This is a genomic window from Enterobacter cloacae complex sp. ECL414 (assembly GCF_021869685.1).
In the GTDB taxonomy this organism is placed as follows: Bacteria; Pseudomonadota; Gammaproteobacteria; order Enterobacterales; family Enterobacteriaceae; genus Enterobacter; species Enterobacter kobei.
The window spans coordinates 1,515,317-1,537,462 of record NZ_CP091481.1 but is presented as its reverse complement, the minus strand read 5'-3'; the positions used below and the strand labels follow the sequence as shown (position 1 = coordinate 1,537,462).

Below are 22,146 nucleotides of genomic sequence, written 5' to 3'. Positions count from 1 at the left end.
ATTTTTGATTTACTCCCCCCTTATACGGGGGGAGTCTTTATCAGCTCAGATTATTGGCAATCTGTCGCTGGGCCTTCTTTGACCCATACATCGCTGTTCGCTGGGTTGTCACCACGGGTCCACCATTTGGCACGGTAAACGTTGCCCTGGTAAGTAGTGGTTTCGCCGCCGTTGTACACCAGATCAGAACGCCAGTTCATCTTCACGTTGCTCGCAAGTTCCCATGCGTCCACGCCGAAGCCAGGCTGGTTGCCCTGAGTCCAGTACTTCGCTTTCCACACCAGATGGTCGAAGCTTACGGTATCGCCAGTGTTGTAGATTTTGCTGGAATCCCACGCGGCGTAGTTGCCGGCGTTGGCGTCAACCGGTGCGTCGCAGCTGCCGGTTGCAGTGCCTTCGTCAGATGGCGGAGTCACGTCATCAGCAGGTGGTGTAACTTCGTCAGACGGCGGAGTCACGTCATCAGCTGGCGGCGTCACGTCGGCTGGTTTCGGATTAACCGTTACCTGGACGTTAGACTGCACGCTGGTTTTACCATCGCCTACCACCACACTCAGGGTGTAGGAAGAGGTAGAAGCCACTTCTGGCGCAGTGATGGTCACGTTCGCGGTGTCAGTACCGGTCGCGTGCATATCTGCCGGAACGCTCCAGGTATAGGTCAGGTTATCACCGTCTGGATCCGCAGCCTGCGCATGCACAACATAGGTTTCACCCGCCTGCAGCGTCACCGCTTCCATTGGGTTCACAACCGGTGCCTGGTTAGCCTTCGGCGCCTTGTTAACAACTTGCACGTCAATCGCGTTGCTCAGGCCTTTGGCGTCGGTAACCGTCAGGCGGAACACCATGGTCTGATCGCTGGTCGCAGCCGCGACGTTGAAGGTCGCTTTCGCTTTGGTGCTGTTGGTCAGGGTGACCGATGGGCCAGAAACCTGAGTCCATTTGTAGGTAATCGCATCGCCATCTGGATCGCTGGACGCAGAACCATCGAGCGTAACGGTTGCCGGGCCAGAAACGTTCTGGTCTGCAGAAGAGGCGATTGGCGCATGGTTGGTCACAACAGGATCAACCGGCGTAGAGCCGCCACCCAGCAGGCTTTCGTTCATGGCGTTCAGGATGTCGCCGGTATCGGAGTCAATAGACCATGCGAACAGACCACCCAGGTTTTTCTGAAGCACGTATTTGCCTTTTGCAGCAGTAGAACGCGCGTCTTCGTAGGTGATCAGGTCACCCGTCGTTTTGTTGAACACGTATGGCGCTTCTGCATCCGCGTCGTAGCCGTATTCCCAGCCTGGTTTGCCTTTGTACTCGTTAACGATCTGACGATAGTCAACCACGCCCGGTTCCCAGGTTCCTCTCACCATACCGGTCGCGGTACCGGTGAATGGATTGTTACCGGTGTAGCCGTGTACACCCGTCCAGCCGCGGCCATACATGCCCGCACCGACCACGATCTTGCCAGGCTGTACGCCTTGCTGCAGCAGGGCATCAACCCCGTTTTCCGTGGTGTAGTTGGTGTCTGGTCGCCATGCTGGCGCATGCAGCGCAGCCTGGTGGCCCAGCTCGGTGTTGCTCCAGCCGCCGTAGAAGTCGTAGCTCATCAGGAAGATGTGGTCGAGGTACTGCTGAGCAGTGGTGTAGTCCACGTCTTCAATCTTATCTTTACCCGCACCGATTGCGCTGGTCAGCTCATAGGTACGGCCAGTCTGGGCAGACAGCTCGTTCAGCATCGCGCGCAGATCGTGCATCAGCGCCGTATAGGTCGCTTTATCCTGCTGCGGGTTGCCTTTCGTCTCGGTCACACCGCCGCCGCCCGGGAATTCCCAGTCGATATCCACACCGTCGAAGAATTTCCAGGTCTGCAGGAAATCTTTAACAGAGGAGACAAAGCGTGCGCGGATAGCCGGATCGCCCATGTGGAAGAACGGATCGGACAGGGTCCAGCCACCGATAGATGGCAGTACTTTCAGGTCCGGATGCGCTTTTTTCAGCGCCATCAGCTGACCAAAGTTACCTTTGTACGGGTCGTCCCAGTTGGACACGCCAGCCTGCGGTTTTTGCAGGGCAGCCCACGGGTCGTGGATCGCCACGGTAAAGTCAGGACGTCCCTGGCAGTCGCGCTGCAGCACGCCGTAGCTGTTGCCGCCTTCTACGGTTTTCAGGCCGTCGTTGATGCCGTCACCGCCACAGATTGGAATGAAGCCATACAGAATGTGGTTGAGGTTCGCAGCAGGAATTTTGTCAACCGGGAAGTTACGGTCGTAAACGCCCCACTCAGGGAAGTAGGCCGCAACCACTTTATCGGTATGCTGCGCGAAGGATTTGTTGTTCTCGTGCATTGTCGTGTTCAGCGGCAGCAGGTGGCTACCGTCGGTATCCGCAACGATGATCAGCTTGCTGGCGCTTTTCGTACAGCCGCTGTTGTTACAGACTTCAACCTGCTCCTGATAACGTCCGCCTTTTTTCACTTTGAACGTTGCAGAGCCCGCCGCGCCGCCGGCACCGGTCCACACGGTTTTACCGTCCAACAGCACTTTGGCTGAAGTTGGCGCATCGCCGCTCCAGACGTTCCACTCGACTTTGACATCTACGCCGTCATTATGGACTTTAACCAGACTGTTATAATCCTGAGCGGCCTGATCCACTTCAACCAGGGCAAATTTGTCATTGCCGGAACCAATGGACGGTGCGCCTGGTGCCGCTGCGAATGCGGAGCTGGTTGCCGCCGCAATAAAGAGCGCCAGATATTTAGGCTTCATAAAATTCATTTTTATTTCCTGATAAATTTATTCGTAACGTTAATACCCATGCCTTCCTTGAGAACATGGCGTGTTTCGCGTAATGCGTATTTAACCAACCTGACAACCGAGACAAAAAACGTTTTGCTGCTTTGTATTCCTCCATAAAAAGATACAAGCCCAAATTCCGTGTAGCTTATATCCTTTACGATACACTGAGCGCAAAGAGACGTCCTTCTCTTCCACCGCTGAAAAAATTTATAAAAAAGCTTGACCTGTATATTTAAAATATGAAAGCAAACTGCTGCCCAATAAACACAACTATTCCAGCAAAAGAAAGGTAAGGTCCGAAAGAAATAGTGAGGTTATTTTTATTTGAATTATTTAAAGCAAAATACCCAACGATACCGCTCAGTGCGGCTGCGAGTTCAATCGTGGGCAGAGCCTGCCAGCCGCACCAGGCACCTAATGCCGCCAGCAGCTTGAAATCACCGTATCCCAGACCTTCCCGCCCGGTAGCCAGACGAAACGCCCAGTAAAGCAACCAAAGAGACATATAGCCCGCCACCGCGCCGAGCAGCGCGTCGCGTAGCGGCAGTTGGTGATCGAACGCATGAAGCAACAGTCCCGCCCAGAGCAGCGGCTGGGTCAGGCAATCCGGGAGCAATTGATGCCGCCAGTCAATCATCGTCAGCGGGAGTAAAAAGCCGGCCAGCAGCCACAGAGAAAACAGCGCCTGAACGTCGGGCATACACCACGCCGTCAGGCCAAAAAACAGGGCGGAAACCAGCTCAACCAGAAAGATTCGCAGCGGGATAGCGGTTTTGCACTGGCTGCATCGCCCGCGCAGAAGCAGCCAGCTCACCAGCGGAATATTCTCCCAGGCCGCCAGCGCGTGCTGGCACACCGGGCAGTGCGAGGACGGAAAGAGCAGGTTTCCGCATCCCTCCTCTTCCCTTACCATGGCCGGCACGCGTTCGGCGACGACGCCGAGAAAACTGCCCACCATGCCGCCTAACACCGCGCTCGCGATCGCGAACCCCACCGGGTAGACGTCCCGCATCAGCGCAACGCTGTTCATGCGGTTTTACCCCACGTGAGTTGCACTTCAGCCTTCACGTCGCTGAGATGATCCACCGGCTTAAGGTTCATTTTCTGCAGCCTGACGCCGGAGGTCTGGTTAATTTCCCGCAGCCAGTTCTTTAATTCATAAACGTTCACGCGGCTGACCACGAACGATAACGTTTGTCCATCCTGATGCACATCCGTCAGGGGAAGATGGATCTCCTGGGCGCTATTTTCCACCAGCGCACGCGGGTTATTTGTTTTGGTTACCTGAACCTGCAAATGGTTTTTATCTATTTCACTGCGCATCCAGTTCAGGGTTTCTTTTTGTCTGGCCAGGGTCGAAGCACTATTTTGAATCATATTATCCAGCGGCATAACCCCGGCGTAATAGACCGCGGCCCCCAGCAGGGCGGCGGCACATATTTTTAAAATGACTTTTTCCCTGGCGCTGTAATTCTGGTAACGAGACTTAAGCTGCGCAATTCGCTGTTTCATTTATATTTCCCTGCGATCATGGCGGTATAAGGTGCTGACGTGGACACGGGCTGCAGGGTGAAATCAAATTTCTCACTGGCCTGGTTCACAAACGTCTGTAATGCGGTCTGGTTTTGTGCGCTGACGCTCAGCGTCAACATATTCTGCCGCGCATCGTATTCCAGCAGGTCGATTTCCATTGCCGGAACGGCCTGTCGGGCTTTCTCCAGATCGTCAAACTGAAGAAAGATCCCTTTGCCCTGCTTCTTCATGTTTTGACCAAAGTGGTACTTAATATTGGTCTTGTGACGCATGCTCGGGAAATGGTGTTCGTAGACCTGCTGGATCTCCTGCTGGATCTGATTTTCCTGCTGTACCAGCATCCAGGCCATCGCAATGCGCGGCCCCAGTAGCAGGCTAAGGGAGAGCAGCCCTACGGCGGCCATCGCCACGTTTAACCGTCTGGCGGCTTTGCCATTGCTGGCTTTGGCGCTGAACGCCCCGTGCAGAAGCGTGACGCGGCAGGCCTGCCACTGGGGCTGAATCAGCACCAGCGGATGCTGCCAGGGCAGCACAACATCGACATCCACACCGGCAGGTGCATCACCGTAGCAGCAGACCTCACCCTCTCCGGCTTTCTGCATCAGCAGCGGCAGCAGGTTGGCCTCCATTTCACCCGCGACGTGCGGGGATAACCGCAGCCACCAGGTTTCACCTTCGGCAACCAGCGTGCTGCCGCCCGCCGTCACGGGCAGCAGCCAGGCATCCGGTAGCGCCTGCACCACCGTCAGACCCGCCTCCTGACAGCGGGTTAACCACGCCTGAAGACTGTCGGCATCGATCGCCACCGCGTCGACCTCTGCGCCCTTTTTGCTAAGCACGGTCCAGTGAAGCGAGTCCACGTCACCAATCAGCGTCTCTTCGGCCATCCACGAGAACGCCGTCGCCAGAGAAGCGACCTTTTTCGGCAACGTAAAATGGCGGAAGATCATGCTGCTGGCCGGCAACAGCAGACATACGCGCGTCGCCAGCGGATGATCCGCCAGTGCCTCCAGGCTAGCCACGGTTTCCACCTGCTGAGTGCCGGAGACACACCACATTATTTTCCCGCCCTCGACGCTGTCGGGACGAACAAAAAGTACCTGTTTCATAGCGATCTACTTTTCTTATTCAATCATTCGGTAACGACGCTGCCACGTCACGATCTCACCGGCTTCGTTATTAACCTGAAGCTGGCTTACCACACGAAGCGTTAATTCATCGGTATTGCCGGTGTAGTTAACGCGGAAATACCGGCTATTTATTGAGAGAAGCTCTGCCACCTGCGGAAGGTCATCTTTCAGCTGCGGGAAGGTTTGCTCCAGCGCTTTGCTGAAGGTCTCCATGTTTTCCCAGCCGCTTTCAGGACGCGATTCAATCAGGCGAAGGGCGTCATCTTCAGTTAATTTCTCCGGGAACAGGGCGGCCAGTAAGGCGGCCTGCTCCGGTTTCAGGGTATTCACATCCACCTTGCTGGCGGTGTCCGGTAACGCGCACAGCAGTTTGCTTACCTTCGGATATGCCGCCGCCGGGAACGCAGGCAGCAGTTTGATCTCCGCAATGGTGCGCATCATCTGGTTAGCCGGCTGACGGGCAGGCACGACGCCTGCCCAGGCATCACTCTCGGAGCCTTCTTTGGCCGTCGTCGTGTCGCCATCGAGGTAGTCCACCAGCTGGAGGTAAACTTCTTCCGCCGTGGACTGGCTTAGCCCGCTCTGCGTCAGGATCTGCTCAACAATTCGCTCGTTGCGCGGCTTTTCCGGCACGGCAGTCTGCGCTTGCCCCTGGGCAGGCTTTTCTGCTGCCAGCAGGTTATTAACGTTGAAGCAGTCCTGGGCATCTTCGACCTGGCTTACCACCGTGTAATCTTCCCCCTGCGTTTCCAGCGGCTGCTGCCAGTCCCCTTCCGGTGACAGCGCGTTGCTCTCGCCGCTGGCGTCACTCTGCAGACGGTCTTTGACCACTTTTTCCTGGGCCTGCATCGCCCAGCGCAGCTGCTGCTGGCTGACCTGATAATGCGTTTTCTGCAGGTTGCGGCAGAACTGCTGGCTGATTTTGGCGGCCAGGGCCGACATCATCACCAGCAGGATCAACACCACCAGCAGCGCCACCCCTTTCTGTTTGCGTAAGGCACTCATGGTTTCGCCTCCGGAGCAGGTTGTGGCGCGGGTTGCGGCGCAGTCCTTGCCTCTGGCGCGGCGGCAGGCGCGGCGTCTGACCCGGTGGCCGGTGCCGGTGCAGCCACCGCAGGCAGATCGCCCGGGGTCGTGAAGACCCAGCGCCAGGTATCACCGTTTTCCATCGTCAGCGTCAGCTCAACCCCGTCCGGCAGATGCGCCGGGTCGCTCCAGCTTTTCTGCCAGCCCTGACGGTAAAAACGCCACGCCAGGGATTTCACCTCGCTGACGATCGGCACTTCGTCCGGTTTAACGTCCGCCGGGCTGTCAATGACCGGCCAGACATCGCGGTAAAGACGCCCCTCTTCCAGCCGCCAGCGCACGCGTTCGAGTTGCACCGTACCGCTCACGCCGTTGAGCGTGGTCAGTTCCAGCGCATCATCGACCTGACGGAACAGGTCCGGCTCGTTGCGCGGCGCGCGCGCCTGAAGCTGGTAAAAATCGCGCTCCATCAGGCTCCAGGCGCGCTGAAGCTGATTGAGCTTCGCCGCGCTGGCGTCGGTTGCCGAACTGGTGCGCATCGCGCCGTCCAGAATCTGCCAGGCCAGGGTGCTGATCACCGCAAAAATGGTCAGCGCAATCATGATCTCCAGCAGGGTAAATCCGCGCTGGCGTCGGGCTTTGTTCACTTGATCTCTCCCGGCGGCACAATCTGCAGCGATATCACGGGCTGGCTGTCGTCGCCTTCCGCATAAACGCTGATGGCGTTTGCCCAGCGGTTGTCCGCCGTTTTGATGCGCTGTTTACGCCACGTCCAGCCGCGCCCGCCCATGGTTTCGCTTCCCCGTTCTTCGGCATCGGGAAAGTCGCTTTTAGTCAGTTGCACTTCCGCCAGCTGGTTTTCCGCCACCCAGCTGGCCTGCAGCGTATCGGCAAGGCCGTGGGTGAAACGCACGTTCAGAGACACCGAGTTCATCAGCGCCAGCGCGGCGGTGGAGAAGATGACCAGCGCCACCATGACCTCCAGCAGCGTCATCCCCGTTTGCTTTTTCTTACCGTTAGCCATCGTTTTCTACCGATACGGGCGCCGCGCCTTGCGACACCACGCGGAAATGGTGCTCTTTGTCATAGCTTTGCAGCGTCAGCGTGAAGCGGCTGATTTCGCCGTCCGGCAAAAAAAGCACCTGCGGATCGGACGTCAGCGTTGCGGCCAGGCGCTGCGGCGAGAGCGATACGTGCATCTCCTCCGGGAAATCACCTTTGGTGGTGATACGGCCCGCGGATAACGGTACCCAGCGACGCTCGCCCTCTTTATCTTCGAGCGTCACCAGCTGATAGTTATCCGTGGTGATCACCAGCCCGACGATATTTCCGTCCATCACCGCACGGTCTGAACCATAATCAACGAGGGCTTTTAATTGCTGGCCAAATATATCCGCACCGCTGCGCGAAGGTATTGTTGACACCACCATCATGGCGCAGCTGGCAAATATCACCAGCGCCAGAATAATTTCCAGCAACGTAAAGCCGCGTTGATTTTTCATTATTTCTCTTTCTTATCCAGAGACCAGTTCGTAATATCATCGGCGGTATTGGCTTCACCGTCCGGGCCGGACGAGAAGACGTCAACCGCACCGTGCTCACCCGGGCTTACGAGGAGATAATCATTACCCCATGGGTCCTGCGGCAGACGGCGAATATAGCCATCCGCGCGGTAGCCGTTCGGGATTGGCGCGATTTCCGGCTTGGTCACCAGCGCCTGCAGGCCCTGTTCGGTTGTCGGATAACGGTGGTTATCCAGCTTATACATATCCAGCGAACCTTCGAGCGCGACAATATCGCTGGTCGCCTTTTGGGCATCCGCTTTTTCTTTATTACCCATTAAATTGGGCACCACCATACTCGCCAGTACGCCGAGAATAACAATGACCACCATTAACTCGAGCAATGTGAAGCCCGCCTGGCGAGCCAGGTTTTTACGTTTTAAAGCCATGATTTAACCTACCATATTATTAAGTTGCAGAAGCGGTTGTAATATTGACAGCACGATGAATAAAACAATCGTTGCCATGGATACCACCAGCGCCGGTTCAAATACCGACAGCGTTAACGTAATGCGATGCTGTAATCCCGATTCCTGGTTTTCCGCCGCGCGGTCCATTAAATTACCTAATTCGCCGCTCTCCTCCCCGGAGGCAATCATATACAGCATGGTCGGCGGGAAGAGTCTCGCCTGCTCCAGTGCGGCATACAGCGATGCCCCCTGGCGGACGGTATCCGCCGCCTGCTCCAGCACCTGCCGGGCGTAGAGGTTTTCGATACCGTCCATCGCGATATACATCCCCTCCAGCAGCGGCACGCTACTGGCCTGCAGAATACTCAGGGTGCGGATATATCGGGCGCTGTTGATGGCGCACACCAGTTTTTTTATCGGCGAACCGTTCACCAGCCAGCTGTGCCAGCGAAAGCGGTTTTTGACGTTTCTGACCCAGGCTTTGAAACCGACAATCCCCCCGCCGATGCCGCCCGCGATATAAATCCCGTAAGCCTGCAGGAAATCACTCACTGCAATCAGCGTGCGGGTGGTGATCGGCAGTTGCTGCTTCATGTGGGTGAACTGTTCGATCACCTGCGGCACCACCGCGACCAGCAGAATGCTGATGACCGCAATGGCCACTACCGTCAGGGTAATCGGGTAGACCATCGCCTGCGTCAGCTTGCTTTTCATCTTCTGACGCTGCTCGTTGTATTCGGCCAGCTTTTCCAGCACGTCGCCCAGGTGACCGGTCTTTTCACCGGCCATCACCAGCGTGCAGTAGAGTTTGTCGAAGGTGCGCGGAAACTGGCTGAAGGCGTCAAACAGCGTGTGCCCTTCCACCACCTTCTCGCGAATTTCAACCACCATCGCCGCCAGCTTTTTGTCTTCCGTCTGTTTGGAAATCGCTTTGAGCGCGCTCTCCAGCGGCAGCGCCGCGTTGACCAGCGTGGAAAGCTGGCGGGTAAACATCGACAGCACCGGCGTAGAGAGCTTTGCGCCGGTTTTCGCTTTTCCGGCAGACGCAGCCTCACGGGTTTCGTTGATGCTGACGGGCATCAGCTTTTGCTCGCGCAACATCTGGCGAACCTGCTTTTGCCCCTCAGCCTGCAGCGTGCCGCGCTGGGTTTTCCCCGCTGCATCCGTTGCCGTCCAGGCGTAAAAGGCCATTACGCATCTCCTCCACGCTCGGCGGTAACGCGCATCACCTCTTCGAGAGAGGTCACGCCGCTAATGACCTTCAGCAGGCCGTTCTCACGCAGGCTGTAGGCCTGCTTAAAGAGCTGCGTTTCAATGGACATTTCGTCTTTATCTTCATGAATGGCGCGGCGCATGGTGCTGTCCACCACCAGAAACTCATGAATACCGGCGCGCCCCTGGTAGCCGCTCTGGCGGCAGTGTTCACAGCCCACCGCGCGGTAGATGGCTTTTGGCGGCGTGTCCATAAAGCTGAAAAGCGCTTTCTCATTGGCGTCCAGCGGACTGGTGGTCCGGCAATGCGTACAAAGCCGACGCACCAGACGCTGGGCAATGACACCGAGCAACGATGAACCAATTAAAAAGGATTCCAGCCCCATATCCCGCAGACGGGTGATCGCCCCCGCGGCGCTGTTGGTGTGCAGCGTAGACATGACCAGGTGACCGGTGAGCGACGCCTGCACCGCAATTTGCGCGGTTTCACCGTCACGAATTTCCCCGATCATCACCACATCCGGATCCTGACGCAGAATGGCGCGCAGTCCGCGGGCAAAGGTCATGTCCACGCGCGGGTTAACCTGCGTCTGCCCCACCCCTTCCAGTTCGTATTCAATCGGGTCTTCTACGGTCAGAATGTTGCGTTCGTGACCGTTCAGCGCCGAAAGAATGGCGTACAGGGTGGTACTTTTACCGGAGCCAGTCGGCCCGGTGACCAGGATGATGCCGTGCGGGCGGTCAATCAGCCCTTTCAACTTTTCCAGCTCTTCATCAATCAGGCCAAGCTTGTTGATGTCGGGCTTCAGATTGCTTTTATCGAGCAGACGCATCACCACACGCTCGCCGTACTGCGAAGGAATGGTCGATACACGCACGTCGATTGCCTTACGGCCGATGCGCAGGGAGATACGTCCATCCTGCGGCAAACGCTTCTCGGCGATGTCGAGTTTTGACATCACCTTGATGCGCGACACCAGCAGCGGCGCGAGCTTGCGCGCTGGCTGGAGCACCGGGCGCAGCACGCCGTCGACGCGAAAACGAATGCTCAGCGTGCGCTCAAAGGTTTCGATATGAATATCCGACGCGCCATCTTTGACCGCCTCGCCAAGAATGGCGTTGATCAGGCGGATCACCGGCGAGTTTTCGTCGTTGTCGAGCAAATCCTCGTTGTCCGGGATCTCCTCAGTTAACGCCATCAGATCGATATCCGCGTCCATATCGTCCACCAGCTGCTGAGAGACGCCGCTGCTCTGCTGCCAGATTTTCGCCAGCAGCTCGTCAAAGGCCTCTGGCGTCAGAGTCACCGGGACGAACGTGCGTCCCAGCACCCGGCGCACTTCCAGCAGCGCAAATGCCGGGGTGTCTTCACGGATAAAGACGTCATTGTTGTAAAATAAAACGCCGTTATCTTTTGCATAGCTGCTGCTACACAGGGTTTTACTCAGTTCGTCCACGTTGCCCCTCCGCCTTACTGTTTAAACGGGTTGCGCGTTGCGGCTGCGCTGGTTTTCACCGGCACCGCGTCGGCAGAAGGCGCGGACGGATATGCTGGCATCACCGGGTTATTGCTGTTCGTTACGATGCCCAGCTTTTTCTCCTCCATGCGCTGCTGCTGGCGAGCACGGATCTGGTCATATTTCTCTTTCGACGCCGCACTGTAGTTGTCGTCGTCGCGCAGCACCGTGGTGTGGATGAACACCATCAGGTTACGTTTAGAGGTATCCTCAGAGGTGTAGCGGAACAGCTGGCCCACCAGCGGAATATCGCCCAGCAGCGGCACCTTGGAGACGGTCTCTTTGGTGACGTTTTCCATCAGACCGCCCAACACCACGGTCTGGCCGCTGTGTACCATCACTTCGTTGTTGATGGTACGGGTGTTGAAGGTTGGGCCGAGGCTGGCGTCTTCAGTCGCGTTAGCGTCAACGCTGGAGACTTCCTGTTCAATCTTCAGATGAATCATGTCGCCGTCGTTAATCTGCGGCACGATTTTCAGCTTGGTCCCCACCGTCTTACGCTCAACGGAGTTAAAGACGTTGTCGCCACTGGTCGTTTGCGAACCGGACAGTACCGGCACATCCTGACCGACGTTGAACGACGCTTCTTTGTTATCCAGCGTCACCACGCTTGGCGTAGAAAGAATGTCGTTCTTGGACCCGGTGGAGAGCGCAGTCATCAGCGCACCAAAATCACCGTTAAAGAAGCCGGTTGCCAGACCGGTATACGACAACCCTTTCATCGTGCCATTTTTGACCTGCCCGATTGGCAGGCCGGTGGATCCGAACTGGACGCCGCCGTGCTTGCTGGTCCACTGCACGCCCAGATCCATGCCGTTACCGTCCTGTACTTCCGCAATGATGGCTTCCACCAGCACCTGCGGACGGCGGATATCGAGCTTATCGATCACCTTCTCCAGGGAGTTCATCACGTTAGGCTGCGCGGTGATCACCAGAGAGTTGGTTGACTCGTCGGCGGTAATATTCAGATCGCTGGACGCGGCGGCGGTTTTCGCTTTTGGCGCGCCCGCTTTGTCTTTCAGCTGTTCGCCAATCCCGGTCAGCACCGGCACCACCTTGGTGGCGCTGGCGTATTTGAGATAGAACACGCGGGTATTCCCTTCGTTGTTCTGCTCGCGATCCAGCTCATGAATCAGAGAGCGGGTGCGGGTGCGCGCCGCTTCCGAGCCGCTGATCACCAGGCTGTTGGTCTCGTCATCCGCAACCACTTTCGTGGCCAGCTGCGGTGCGTTCTGCCCTTTCTGCTCTTCGTTGTTGAGGTTGTTCAACATGTCTGAGAGCTCTTTGGCAGAGGCAAAGCGCAGCGGCACAATTTCACGGCGCTGAACACCGTCTTTATCCACGCGCTGCACCAGATCCACCAGGCGGTTCACCACCGAGGCTTTACCGGTTAACAGCAGTACGTTGGACGGCTCAAAGTGAACCACGTTACCGATGCCGGTTGCGTCGTTGAGCTGGCGCAACAGCGGTGCAAGCTCGCGTACTGGCACATTTTCCATGCGCACGACGCGGGTGATGATTTCATCCCCTTTGCCCGGGTTGCTGCTGTCCGCCAGCGGCGCCCCGGCGGTGCGGGCGACGCTTGAACGCACCACTTTGACCATGCCGTTGTCCATCGGGATCACCGACAGGCCGTACAGGTCCAGCACGCTCAGGAAGAACTGGTAATACTCATCTTCCGTCAGCACGTTATAGGTTCTTACGGATACCGTGCCCTGAACGGACGGATCGACAAGAATGGTTTTATTAAGATTGCGGCCTACCGTATCGATAAACTCCCGAATATCGGTATTTTTAAAGCTCGCGCTAAAGTTCGCCGCGAACAGCGAACCTGAATATAACGACAATGCGGTCAGCGCCACGCACGCCCAAGGAAATTTCTTCATGGCTGTACACTTGTTAATTGTTTAGAACATTAATCCGAATATTTTCAAGGTGAGCGTGACGTCTGACGACGACCTCCGCTTCTTTCATTTTCGACCAGTTGGCAATAATATTTTTTGCCTTTGCTTCATCGGTCATATCGACAGAGTTTACTTTTACCGCCACATCCCCCTTTTCCAGTCCTGAATGACTGAAGAAGGCGGAGGCGTTCCTTGGATTAATGTTGTAGCCTTCCAGCTGGCCTTTTTCGATCAGAGGCTTTAACACCAGATAATCATCCAGATGCACGCTTTCCGCGCCTGCATCCTTCGTCGATTTCGTCACCGGGCCGCTGTCAACGCCGCCCTTAAAATAATCCGGCTTATTTAATGCGAGTACCTGCGTAGCACCTTCATAATTAACCACCACATTATCTTTATTAATTTCCTGAACAAACGCGTCGGAAAAACCGGTCAACGGCTCGCCCTCCCGGTAGTTTCTCGCCCCTCCGGGGGTTTTAATGACGGCGAAGGAGAGCCAGGCATCATCACTGCGCACGATACCTTCGATCTCCGCTGCCAGCGGCGCTTTTGCCGCTATCTCGACGTTATCCTGGCGAACAGCAGCCGTGAAAAGCGTGAAGGATTTTTCTTCGCGACGTTTTTTCAGCGGCTGCACATCAGAATTAGCCAACTTATTTGTAACTTTTTTATAATCTTTAAACGTCAGATACCCTTGTTGGCCGCAAAATAGCAACAGCGCAAACATAATACAGGGGGTTATCCACCGTGACAGAAATGAGAACCTCATTTTTCATCTGGCCTATAGCAAAGCGAAAATAAGCAGCGTCGTGCTGCGCTAACATGTGAGGAAATAGTAATGAGCTGCTGTAAATTCGACCACTGACTTTGCCACTAACTTTCATACAGAAAACTATTGACCGTATAAAATCCAGATGTTAGGCATCGTCCAGTGGATATTTTTACCCTGTGTGTAAATTGACCACACCCTGGCGTTGCTTTACTTTCTCGTCCTGTTGCTATTCCCAATCAGAGACGGTAAGTCGTTATGTATCAGAAGCACTTTAATTTTAAAAATCCGCCCTTTCGGAAGATCGTCCGCTCAAACGGCGATTTTCTGGTGCCTTATCATCAGGATGTTTTCAACCTGCTGAAGGAGAAAACCCAACAGGCGGGAATTATCGGGCTCTTTTCCGACGATGCCCCTCTGCTGGGGCAGTTCAGTGACGCCCTCAAATCTGCCCACCCCGACGTGCTTGCTATTAATGCGTTTCCAAAACTGAGTGCCAGTAGCCTGCTGTACAAGCTCAGCCCGGGAACCAAAGAGAACAAGAACCGGATTCAGGCGGTGGATGCCGTACTGCACCAGTGGCAGGCGGATAAAAACCGGGCGAAGGTACTGATCGTTAGCCATTGCGAGGCGATGAAAGAGAGCTGTCACGAGGTGCTGGCGATGCTACTCACCCGTGCCCAGGAGCTGGCGTTTCGCCTGTCGGTGGTGCTGACGGGCGCGGCGGATCGGGACGTTGTTCTGATGCAGCAATCTGAACTGCGTGAATATGCGCATACTCGCCACACTTTGCGTCCCCTTACCTGCCGGGAATATCTCAGCTATGTACAGGCGCAGTGTGAAGAACACGGGTGCGAGAGCGCACCGTTATCCCCGGCACGCGTGCGTAAAATGCATGCGCTGACCAAAGGGAATATCAGCAAACTGAATGAACTGTCGCATCTGTCGATGCTGGCTGCCTGGACCGAACGTGCAGCCCAGGTCAGCCCGCGTCATTTACGGCTGGCGGCAGGTGAGATCCTCCCGGCGAAAAAACACGGTAAGCGCCTGGCAACCGTGGGGCTTTTTGCCTCAGTGCTGTTCGCCGCCTGCGGCTGGTATTTAACGTCGTCGATCGCCGGAAGACTTCCGGTTCAACTCCCGGTACCCGTCAGCTGGAAACAGCAGGCGCCAAAAGTTGAGGCACCGGTGGTGCCGGTCATCGACAACGAAATGGTTAATCAGCCGGATGCCATGCACCAGCTCTACCTGATGTGGGGGTATGACGCCTCGGCGGATGATGCCCTGTGCCAGAACGCCGCGAAGGTGAACCTGATGTGTAAACAGGGGAATGCCTCACCCGATGCGCTGGCACAGGAGGGGTATCCGTGGGTGAGCGAGCTGAAAACCGGCGATCATCTTAACTATGCCGTGGTCGCCCGCGTCGGAGATACGTCACTCGACCTGCTGATGAATAACCGTACCTGGCAGGTAAGCCGCCGCTGGTTTAACCAGCATGCGACCGGCAACTTTACCCAGTTGCACCGCCTGACGCCGGAAGGTAAAGACGCTATCAGTGCCGCCAGCGACACGAAAGACATGGGCTGGCTTGACCAGCAGTTGAGCCTGGCGCTTGGCCAGCCAGAAACCCATTCGCAGACCTGGACGGCGGAGATGATGAAACGCACCCGCGAATTCCAGCAAAAAATGCATCTGCATGTGGATGGCATTCCTGGCGAAGATACTTTGATGCAGTTGATGCGTGAAACCCATACCGCGCCGAGCGTACTGCTCCAGACCACGCATGCCACACCCGACGCCAACACGCAGGAGAAGCATTCCTAATGTCTACCATCTGTCTTGCGGCTCAGCGCAGTTACACCACCGGCGAGGCGGTCTGGTTTTCATACCGCCTCCCCCGTCTGAGAAACATCGTTAGCCATGCCTTTTTAGGGATGGTGGCTCTGTGCGCCATGATCATGGCAGGGCTGTACGCACATGTTTACTGGAACCTGCGCCATCCGGCGCCGGAACCGGTCAAAGCAAGCGCCGCGAAACCGGAAACGCAGCTTTCAGATATGCACTATGTGTATGTGAGCAAGCCGTTCCCGCATCCCCATCCGCATCCGCAGCCAAAACCGGCTCCGGTGCAGGCGGATGTTCCTGCCATGCAGGATCTGCCCATCAACAGCGATGATGCCGACTGGCAGCAGGCACCTGATGGTGACGTGCCCCATGATACTTCCCGGGATACGTTACCCGGAACCGAAGCACACGAAGCCGCCTCCGCCAGCACAGGCAATGATGACGCTTCTATAAGCGAGTTACTTAAGCAGGCGTTAAAAGAACAAGAGCAAGATTATTCGCAAGGCAAAATTCCCGCGCCGCCGGTTGACGAAACGCAGGATAATTCGCAGAGGGATGTGAATCATAAAGTGGATGCCCGGTCCCCTTTGAGTGAGAAAGGAGACCGGCTGGAGTAGTTAATATTTTTCAGGCAAGGCTGTCAGGTTAAGGAGTCTTCCCTTTTCCACAACAATATATTGACCTTTTTTCAGATCGGAAAGAATTTTAATGATGGTGCTACGAGCCAGGTTGGTGTACTCCTGAATATAATCATAAACGTTAATATCGCGTTGCTGATGAACAATCAGGTCATTGATCTCGTATAAAAACTCACGTACGACTGAATACGCACTGCGGGCAACCAGAACATCGTCACGTTTGCTCAACATACAAATATACCAGGAGAGAACTTTGGTCAGTTGAGGCCACAAATTGTTATCCGTCATAAGCTGTGCGAAGGTCTCTTTTTTAATTGAGCGCACCACGGTATTGGCCCGAACGAGGCCGTACATATGGGTCGCGTCGTAGTACATCGAAGAGAGACCAAAAATGCACTGGCCGGTAACCGTGAACATACACAGTTCGTCGGATTCACGTCGGAATTCAACTTCACCGCTGACGATAATATGAATATATTGTGAATCAGAGGTGGATATTTTCTGCCATTTCTTTAAGGTTTTCTCTTCAAAACCTGAGGTTGCAGAAATAATACTATTCATTTCGTCCTGTGGACGTAACTTTTTACCGTAAATGCTTAACATTGTTATACCCGATTTAAGATGTTAATTTTTAGAATGCAGACCAAAGCATAAAAACCTTAGCCTTAGAATATTTTTCCTGATGATGCGCTCAAGGAGAAAAATAAAAAATGGATACGATATATTTATCTGCTGCATTAATTAGCAAGCTATGTGTCTATCTTAAATGCGGATAATTTTAAGTCAATTAACTAAAAATGAATTGAGTTTGTACCTAAGATTAATCTCAAGTAAATCAGGAGTAATTGGCGCTTTCGGGGGTATCCGAAGGATTACCCCTGCCCGTATTTCTCTAAAAGCGCTTCAGCAATGGCCATCGTTTCGACATCTGCGACGCCGTTCCACAGGTCAGGCCTGAAGTGCATCTGGAATACCATGATGATACGTTTTTGCTGCGCTGGGGTGCTGTTGGCCGGCACGTCATAGCCGTAGCGCGCAAGCAAATCGAGTAACGCTGCGGTATCCACCGCCTGAAAGCGTGGTCGTCCGTTGATATAAAATGCGACGCGCGCGGGATCGGGCCATGCGCCTATCCCCTGCTGAGCCAGCTGTCGCCACGGGAACAACGGACCAGGATCGTCTTTGCGCTGCGGCGCAATGTCCGAATGGGCCACCACGTTCTCAGGTCTGATGTTGTAGCGGGCAATGATGTCTTTGGCGAGTGGCACCAGCGCCGCAATCTGCGCGGGTTCGAAAGGTGTAAAACGCTTTACACCAGCAGACTTTTGCCAGCCACGATTTTCAAGTTCAATGCCCACAGACGTATCATTAATTCGGTTGGTACCGCGCCAGAAGCTGATACCTGCATGCCAGGCCAGTTCGCTCTCGGGTACCAGTTGCCAGATACGCGGCTTGCCGTCCGGTGCTGGCGGCTTTGCGGGGATCAAATAATGAGAGCTGACGTTTTTATCGGTTAGGGTCGCCAGCGACGTGTCAAAATCATCGGCGGTGTAGTGGATCACCAGCACCTTTATTCGCGGGTAGGCCGCCTGCGCCTGATGGCGGGTATCCAGCTCGAACGCGCCTTTATCAACAATGCCCTTTTCCGAGGTACATCCTGCCAGCAACAGCGCCAGCAGGAGAGTGGAGAGCGAACGCTTCATCGACGGGTTTTCACCGCCGTTCCACTGACGCTCACCATCAGCATACTGGCATCTTTCCCGACCGTTTCGTAGTCGATATCAATGCCGACTACCGCATCCGCACCCAGCGCCTTGGCCTGCTCACCCAGCTCCTTAAAAGCAATTTCTCGCGCTTTACGCAGCTCTTTTTCGTAGGCACCGGATCGTCCACCCACGATGTCACGGATGCCAGCAAAAAAGTCGCGGAAGATATTGGCACCGAGAATTGCTTCCCCGGTCACCACGCCGCAATACTCGGTTATTGTTTGCCCTTCCAGGGTTGGCGTTGTTGAAAACTGCATAGTTTCTCTCCTTCTTTAGCGTTCAATGCCTTAGGCACAGCATTATCGGTTCGTTACGCTATGATTGAAAGGATAGTTAATAAATAAGGAAATCAACATGCGCTACTCTGCTTTAACACTTTTGGTGCCCTGCGCGCTGGTGCTCAGCGCCTGTACCACCACGGTCACGCCAGCCTTTAAGGATATTGGTACCCGCAGCGGCCCCTGCATTGACGGCGGCCCGGACACCGTGGCGCAGCAGTTCTATGATTACCGCATTCAGCACCGCAGCAACGATCTCACCGGCCTGCGCCCTTACCTGAGCGACGGTCTGGCAAAACTGCTCAACGACGCCACCCGCGATCCGCAGCATAATACCCTGCTTAAATCCGATCCGTTCTCCAGTCGTACCACGCTGCCGGACAGTGCGGAAGTGGCCAGCGCTTCTACCATTCCCAACACCGATGCGCGAAACATTCCGCTGCGCGTCAAGCTGACCCAGGGGACCCAGTCCTGGCAGGATGAGGTACTGATGATCCGTGAAGGTCAGTGCTGGGCTGTCGACGACGTTCGCTACATTGGTGGCAGCGTTCATGCCCCGGCAGGCACGCTGCGCCAGTCGATTGAGAACCGCTAAATCATCAGTTATAAAAATGTTACCCCCGTAAAATGTCCGGCATTTCTCACGGAATGCCGACATTTATACTCGCCGCCTTTGCCCTTCGCTATTTTGTGCTATGTTTAAGAGGAAATACGGGTTATATTTAACTTTTAACGCAGAAATATTGCATAACTATTCTGTCAACGGTACTATCTGCGGCCTCAATTGCTATAGATTGCCTGGATGAGTAAAGACTGCCCCGATGAGTATTAAACTAAACGGCATTAACTGCTTCTACGGCGCACACCAGGCGCTGTTTGACATCACGCTGAACTGCCCGGAAGGCGAAACGCTGGTTTTGCTTGGCCCAAGCGGTGCAGGTAAAAGCTCCCTTCTGCGTGTCCTTAATCTGCTTGAAATGCCCCGTTCAGGTACGCTGGCGATTGCCGGTAACCATTTTGATTTCGCGAAAACGCCATCTGATAAAGCGATTCGCGAGCTGCGTCAAAACGTCGGCATGGTCTTCCAGCAATACAATCTCTGGCCGCATCTGACGGTGCTGCAAAACCTGATTGAAGCCCCGTGCCGCGTGCTGGGGTTAAGTAAGGGTCAGGCCATCGGCCGTGCCGAAAAGCTGCTGGAGCGTCTCCGCCTTAAGCCTTACAGTGACCGTTATCCGCTGCATCTTTCGGGTGGTCAGCAGCAGCGTGTGGCGATTGCCCGTGCGCTGATGATGGAACCGGCGGTTCTGCTGTTTGATGAACCGACCGCAGCGCTGGACCCGGAAATCACCGCTCAGATCGTCAGCATTATTCGCGAGCTGGCGGAAACCAATATCACGCAAGTCATCGTTACCCACGAAGTGGAAGTGGCGCGTAAAACCGCCAGCCGTGTGGTCTACATGGAAAATGGGTATATCGTTGAGCAAGGTGACGCGAGCTGCTTCGCTAACCCGCAAACCGATGCCTTCAAAAACTATTTATCTCATTGATTGTGTCAGGGGAAATATAATGAAAAAAGTATTACTTGCCGTGCTGCTTGCTGGCGTTACCCTTTCCGCTACCGCAGCCCAGACCATTCGTTTTGCCACGGAAGCGTCTTACCCTCCGTTTGAGTCCATTGATGCAAACAACAAAATTGTTGGCTTCGACGTAGACCTGGCAAACGCCCTGTGTAAAGAGATCGATGCGACCTGCACCTTCAGCAACCAGGCGTTCGACAGCCTGATCCCAAGCCTGAAGTTCCGCCGTATCGACGCCGTCATGGCCGGTATGGACATCACCCCTGAGCGTGAAAAGCAGGTGCTGTTTACGACGCCTTACTACGACAACTCGGCGCTGTTCATTGGTCAGAAAGGAAAATTCACCTCTGTTGATCAGCTGAAAGGCAAAAAAGTGGGCGTGCAGAACGGCACCACGCACCAGAAATTCATCATGGATAAGCATCCGGAAATCACCACCGTTCCGTATGACAGCTATCAGAACGCGAAGCTGGACCTGCAAAATGGTCGTATTGACGGCGTCTTTGGCGACACCGCGGTCGTGACCGAGTGGCTGAAAGCGAACGATAAACTGGCGCCAGTAGGCGACAAAGTGACCGATAAGGACTACTTCGGTACCGGTCTGGGGATTGCCGTTCGTCAGGGCAACACTGAGCTGCAGCAGAAGTTCAACGCTGCGCTGGAAAAAGTGAAGAAAGACGGCACCTACGAAACCATCTACAAAAAATGGTTCCAGAAGTAATTCCTGATGAATGAAATTTTTCCTTTAGCAAGCGCCGCCGGGATGACCGTCGGCCTTGCCGTTTGCGCACTGATTATCGGCCTGGTGCTGGCGATGTTCTTTGCGGTGTGGGAGTCCGCGAAATGGTTCCCCGTCGCCTGGACAGGCTCCGCGCTGGTCACCGTGCTGCGTGGACTACCGGAAATTCTGGTGGTCCTGTTTATCTATTTCGGCTCCTCGCAGCTGCTGCTTACGCTGTCGGACGGCTTCACCGTCAATCTTGGCTTTGCGCAGATCCCGGTGCAGATGCAGATTGAAAACTTCGACGTCAGCCCGTTCCTGTGCGGCGTGATTGCCCTCTCCCTGCTCTACTCGGCGTATGCGTCGCAAACCCTGCGCGGTGCGCTGAAAGCCGTGCCGCAGGGGCAGTGGGAGTCGGGTCAGGCGCTGGGTATGTCGAAATCCGCGATCTTCTTCCGTCTGGTCATGCCGCAGATGTGGCGCCATGCCCTGCCGGGCCTTGGGAACCAGTGGCTGGTGCTGCTGAAAGATACCGCGCTGGTGAGCCTGATCAGCGTTAACGATTTGATGCTGCAAACCAAAAGCATCGCCACCCGTACTCAGGAGCCCTTTACCTGGTACATTGTGGCGGCGGCGATCTACCTGGTGATCACGTTGCTCAGTCAGTACATCCTCAAGCGTATTGACCTGCGGGCGACGCGCTTTGAACGGAGACCAGGCTGATGCTTGAATATTTCCCGGAGCTCATGAAAGGGCTGCATACCAGCCTGACGCTGACCGTGGCGTCCATTATCGTGGCGCTGATCCTGGCGCTCATCTTCACCATCGTCCTTACGCTGAAAACGCCGGTACTGGTATGGATTGTGCGCGGCTACATCACCCTGTTTACCGGTACGCCGCTGCTGGTGCAGATCTTCCTGATTTACTACGGCCCGGGACAGTTCCCGTCGCTGCAGGAGTATCCGGTTATCTGGCATCTGCTCTCTGAGCCGTGGCTGTGCGCCCTGATCGCCCTTTCCCTGAACAGCGCGGCCTATACCACCCAGCTGTTCTACGGCGCGATTCGTGCCATCCCGGAAGGGCAATGGCAGTCCTGTGGGGCGCTCGGCATGAGCAAGAAAGACACGCTGGCGATCCTGCTGCCGTACGCCTTTAAGCGTGCGCTCTCCTCTTACTCCAACGAAGTGGTGCTGGTGTTCAAGAGTACCTCTCTGGCCTATACCATCACCCTGATGGAAGTGATGGGCCACGGACAGCTGCTGTATGGACGCACCTATGACGTGATGGTCTTCGGCGCGGCGGGCGTTGTGTATCTGGTCGTGAACGGCCTGTTGACGCTGATGATGCGCCTGATTGAGCGTAAAGCTTTAGCGTTTGAGCGCAGATCGTAGGCCGGATAAGCGCAGCGCCACCCGGTAAGAAGTGCATAAATGTGATTAATCAATGCGGATAACTTTCTGGTTATCCGC

At 55.3% G+C, this 22,146-nt stretch carries 23 protein-coding genes; 7 read left to right on the top strand and 16 right to left on the bottom strand.

Going from position 1 to position 22,146, the window contains the following annotated elements; genetic code table 11:
- Nucleotides 1-50: 50 nt before the first annotated feature.
- From L3068_RS07150 to gspC, 13 genes are all read right to left on the bottom strand, one after another.
- Nucleotides 51-2,765, bottom strand: a complete 2,715-nt coding sequence (locus L3068_RS07150) for a glycosyl hydrolase family 18 protein (RefSeq protein WP_045268545.1) — start codon at nt 2,763-2,765, stop codon at nt 51-53.
- A gap of 253 nt (nt 2,766-3,018) precedes the next feature.
- Nucleotides 3,019-3,816: a prepilin peptidase gene (locus L3068_RS07145; protein ID WP_023336994.1), complete on the bottom strand. Its 798-nt coding sequence runs from the start codon at nt 3,814-3,816 to the stop codon at nt 3,019-3,021.
- Nucleotides 3,813-4,298, bottom strand: a complete 486-nt coding sequence (locus L3068_RS07140; protein ID WP_117580564.1) for a type II secretion system protein M — start codon at nt 4,296-4,298, stop codon at nt 3,813-3,815. Before L3068_RS07140 ends, L3068_RS07145 begins: the two co-directional genes overlap by 4 nt.
- Complete coding sequence (gene gspL / locus L3068_RS07135; protein WP_117580566.1) at nt 4,295-5,428, bottom strand: type II secretion system protein GspL; 1,134 nt, start codon at nt 5,426-5,428, stop codon at nt 4,295-4,297. The genes L3068_RS07140 and gspL overlap by 4 nt, the downstream gene beginning before the upstream one ends.
- A gap of 15 nt (nt 5,429-5,443) precedes the next feature.
- On the bottom strand, nt 5,444-6,454 hold the full coding sequence (gene gspK / locus L3068_RS07130) for a type II secretion system minor pseudopilin GspK (RefSeq protein WP_117580568.1): 1,011 nt from the start codon (nt 6,452-6,454) through the stop codon (nt 5,444-5,446).
- The gene (gene gspJ, locus L3068_RS07125) at nt 6,451-7,122 is read right to left on the bottom strand and encodes a type II secretion system minor pseudopilin GspJ (protein WP_117580570.1); all 672 of its coding nucleotides are present in this window, start codon (nt 7,120-7,122) and stop codon (nt 6,451-6,453) included. Before gspJ ends, gspK begins: the two co-directional genes overlap by 4 nt.
- Nucleotides 7,119-7,499 carry a type II secretion system minor pseudopilin GspI gene (gene gspI, locus L3068_RS07120; RefSeq protein WP_023332514.1) on the bottom strand — a complete coding sequence of 127 codons (381 nt, stop codon included), beginning with the start codon at nt 7,497-7,499 and terminating at the stop codon, nt 7,119-7,121. Before gspI ends, gspJ begins: the two co-directional genes overlap by 4 nt.
- Nucleotides 7,492-7,977 (bottom strand): type II secretion system minor pseudopilin GspH, encoded by a 486-nt coding sequence (gspH, locus tag L3068_RS07115; RefSeq protein WP_014883175.1) that lies wholly within the window; start codon nt 7,975-7,977, stop codon nt 7,492-7,494. The genes gspI and gspH overlap by 8 nt, the downstream gene beginning before the upstream one ends.
- A complete protein-coding gene (gene gspG / locus L3068_RS07110) occupies nt 7,977-8,426 on the bottom strand; it encodes a type II secretion system major pseudopilin GspG (RefSeq protein WP_014883174.1) in 450 nt (149 codons plus the stop codon). The genes gspH and gspG overlap by 1 nt, the downstream gene beginning before the upstream one ends.
- A 3-nt stretch (nt 8,427-8,429) precedes the next feature.
- A complete protein-coding gene (gene gspF / locus L3068_RS07105) occupies nt 8,430-9,638 on the bottom strand; it encodes a type II secretion system inner membrane protein GspF (RefSeq protein WP_014883173.1) in 1,209 nt (402 codons plus the stop codon).
- Nucleotides 9,638-11,116 (bottom strand): type II secretion system ATPase GspE, encoded by a 1,479-nt coding sequence (gene gspE / locus L3068_RS07100; protein WP_014883172.1) that lies wholly within the window; start codon nt 11,114-11,116, stop codon nt 9,638-9,640. The genes gspF and gspE overlap by 1 nt, the downstream gene beginning before the upstream one ends.
- Nucleotides 11,117-11,130: 14 nt before the next feature.
- Nucleotides 11,131-13,062 (bottom strand): type II secretion system secretin GspD, encoded by a 1,932-nt coding sequence (gspD, locus tag L3068_RS07095; RefSeq protein ID WP_014883171.1) that lies wholly within the window; start codon nt 13,060-13,062, stop codon nt 11,131-11,133.
- 13 nt (nt 13,063-13,075) lie between these two features.
- A complete protein-coding gene (gene gspC / locus L3068_RS07090; protein WP_117580571.1) occupies nt 13,076-13,807 on the bottom strand; it encodes a type II secretion system protein GspC in 732 nt (243 codons plus the stop codon).
- Between the two features lie 300 nt (nt 13,808-14,107).
- On the opposite strand from gspC, the gene L3068_RS07085 reads away from it, so the two are divergent.
- On the top strand, nt 14,108-15,673 hold the full coding sequence (locus L3068_RS07085) for an ExeA family protein (protein WP_117580572.1): 1,566 nt from the start codon (nt 14,108-14,110) through the stop codon (nt 15,671-15,673).
- A complete protein-coding gene (locus L3068_RS07080) occupies nt 15,673-16,311 on the top strand; it encodes a type II secretion system protein GspB, cryptic system variant (RefSeq protein ID WP_023338191.1) in 639 nt (212 codons plus the stop codon). The genes L3068_RS07085 and L3068_RS07080 overlap by 1 nt, the downstream gene beginning before the upstream one ends.
- Here the strand turns inward: L3068_RS07080 and L3068_RS07075 are convergent, their stop codons facing one another.
- The 3 genes from L3068_RS07075 to L3068_RS07065 form a co-directional block, all read right to left on the bottom strand.
- Nucleotides 16,312-16,935 (bottom strand): helix-turn-helix domain-containing protein, encoded by a 624-nt coding sequence (locus tag L3068_RS07075; protein WP_014883167.1) that lies wholly within the window; start codon nt 16,933-16,935, stop codon nt 16,312-16,314.
- Between the two features lie 269 nt (nt 16,936-17,204).
- The gene (locus tag L3068_RS07070) at nt 17,205-18,035 is read right to left on the bottom strand and encodes an N-acetylmuramoyl-L-alanine amidase (protein WP_236904783.1); all 831 of its coding nucleotides are present in this window, start codon (nt 18,033-18,035) and stop codon (nt 17,205-17,207) included.
- Complete coding sequence (locus L3068_RS07065; RefSeq protein WP_023332507.1) at nt 18,032-18,355, bottom strand: heavy metal-binding domain-containing protein; 324 nt, start codon at nt 18,353-18,355, stop codon at nt 18,032-18,034. Before L3068_RS07065 ends, L3068_RS07070 begins: the two co-directional genes overlap by 4 nt.
- 97 nt (nt 18,356-18,452) lie before the next feature.
- Between L3068_RS07065 and L3068_RS07060 the strand changes: the two genes are divergently transcribed.
- The 5 genes from L3068_RS07060 to artM all read left to right on the top strand — a co-directional run bounded on the left by L3068_RS07060 (nt 18,453) and on the right by artM (nt 22,068).
- A complete protein-coding gene (locus L3068_RS07060) occupies nt 18,453-18,971 on the top strand; it encodes a lipoprotein (RefSeq protein ID WP_014883164.1) in 519 nt (172 codons plus the stop codon).
- Nucleotides 18,972-19,197: 226 nt separating this feature from the next.
- On the top strand, nt 19,198-19,926 hold the full coding sequence (gene artP, locus L3068_RS07055) for an arginine ABC transporter ATP-binding protein ArtP (RefSeq protein WP_117580574.1): 729 nt from the start codon (nt 19,198-19,200) through the stop codon (nt 19,924-19,926).
- Nucleotides 19,927-19,945: 19 nt separating this feature from the next.
- Nucleotides 19,946-20,677 carry an arginine ABC transporter substrate-binding protein ArtI gene (gene artI, locus L3068_RS07050; protein ID WP_008500032.1) on the top strand — a complete coding sequence of 244 codons (732 nt, stop codon included), beginning with the start codon at nt 19,946-19,948 and terminating at the stop codon, nt 20,675-20,677.
- Between the two features lie 6 nt (nt 20,678-20,683).
- Complete coding sequence (gene artQ, locus L3068_RS07045; RefSeq protein ID WP_014883162.1) at nt 20,684-21,400, top strand: arginine ABC transporter permease ArtQ; 717 nt, start codon at nt 20,684-20,686, stop codon at nt 21,398-21,400.
- Nucleotides 21,400-22,068: an arginine ABC transporter permease ArtM gene (gene artM / locus L3068_RS07040; RefSeq protein ID WP_014883161.1), complete on the top strand. Its 669-nt coding sequence runs from the start codon at nt 21,400-21,402 to the stop codon at nt 22,066-22,068. The genes artQ and artM overlap by 1 nt, the downstream gene beginning before the upstream one ends.
- Nucleotides 22,069-22,146 lie beyond the last annotated feature (78 nt).

Excerpts from the sequence above, each read along its gene's own strand:
- L3068_RS07150 (WP_045268545.1), bottom strand. The coding sequence starts at position 2,765 with ATGAATTTTATGAAGCCTAAATATCTGGCGCTCTTTATTGCGGCGGCA.
- L3068_RS07145 (WP_023336994.1), bottom strand. The coding sequence starts at position 3,816 with ATGAACAGCGTTGCGCTGATGCGGGACGTCTACCCGGTGGGGTTCGCG.
- L3068_RS07140 (WP_117580564.1), bottom strand. The coding sequence starts at position 4,298 with ATGAAACAGCGAATTGCGCAGCTTAAGTCTCGTTACCAGAATTACAGC.
- gspL (WP_117580566.1), bottom strand. The coding sequence starts at position 5,428 with ATGAAACAGGTACTTTTTGTTCGTCCCGACAGCGTCGAGGGCGGGAAA.
- gspK (WP_117580568.1), bottom strand. The coding sequence starts at position 6,454 with ATGAGTGCCTTACGCAAACAGAAAGGGGTGGCGCTGCTGGTGGTGTTG.
- gspI (WP_023332514.1), bottom strand. The coding sequence starts at position 7,499 with ATGGCTAACGGTAAGAAAAAGCAAACGGGGATGACGCTGCTGGAGGTC.
- gspH (WP_014883175.1), bottom strand. The coding sequence starts at position 7,977 with ATGAAAAATCAACGCGGCTTTACGTTGCTGGAAATTATTCTGGCGCTG.
- gspG (WP_014883174.1), bottom strand. The coding sequence starts at position 8,426 with ATGGCTTTAAAACGTAAAAACCTGGCTCGCCAGGCGGGCTTCACATTG.
- gspF (WP_014883173.1), bottom strand. The coding sequence starts at position 9,638 with ATGGCCTTTTACGCCTGGACGGCAACGGATGCAGCGGGGAAAACCCAG.
- gspD (WP_014883171.1), bottom strand. The coding sequence starts at position 13,062 with ATGAAGAAATTTCCTTGGGCGTGCGTGGCGCTGACCGCATTGTCGTTA.
- gspC (WP_117580571.1), bottom strand. The coding sequence starts at position 13,807 with ATGTTTGCGCTGTTGCTATTTTGCGGCCAACAAGGGTATCTGACGTTT.
- L3068_RS07085 (WP_117580572.1), top strand. The coding sequence starts at position 14,108 with ATGTATCAGAAGCACTTTAATTTTAAAAATCCGCCCTTTCGGAAGATC.
- L3068_RS07080 (WP_023338191.1), top strand. The coding sequence starts at position 15,673 with ATGTCTACCATCTGTCTTGCGGCTCAGCGCAGTTACACCACCGGCGAG.
- L3068_RS07075 (WP_014883167.1), bottom strand. The coding sequence starts at position 16,935 with ATGTTAAGCATTTACGGTAAAAAGTTACGTCCACAGGACGAAATGAAT.
- L3068_RS07070 (WP_236904783.1), bottom strand. The coding sequence starts at position 18,035 with ATGAAGCGTTCGCTCTCCACTCTCCTGCTGGCGCTGTTGCTGGCAGGA.
- L3068_RS07065 (WP_023332507.1), bottom strand. The coding sequence starts at position 18,355 with ATGCAGTTTTCAACAACGCCAACCCTGGAAGGGCAAACAATAACCGAG.
- L3068_RS07060 (WP_014883164.1), top strand. The coding sequence starts at position 18,453 with ATGCGCTACTCTGCTTTAACACTTTTGGTGCCCTGCGCGCTGGTGCTC.
- artP (WP_117580574.1), top strand. The coding sequence starts at position 19,198 with ATGAGTATTAAACTAAACGGCATTAACTGCTTCTACGGCGCACACCAG.
- artI (WP_008500032.1), top strand. The coding sequence starts at position 19,946 with ATGAAAAAAGTATTACTTGCCGTGCTGCTTGCTGGCGTTACCCTTTCC.
- artQ (WP_014883162.1), top strand. The coding sequence starts at position 20,684 with ATGAATGAAATTTTTCCTTTAGCAAGCGCCGCCGGGATGACCGTCGGC.
- artM (WP_014883161.1), top strand. The coding sequence starts at position 21,400 with ATGCTTGAATATTTCCCGGAGCTCATGAAAGGGCTGCATACCAGCCTG.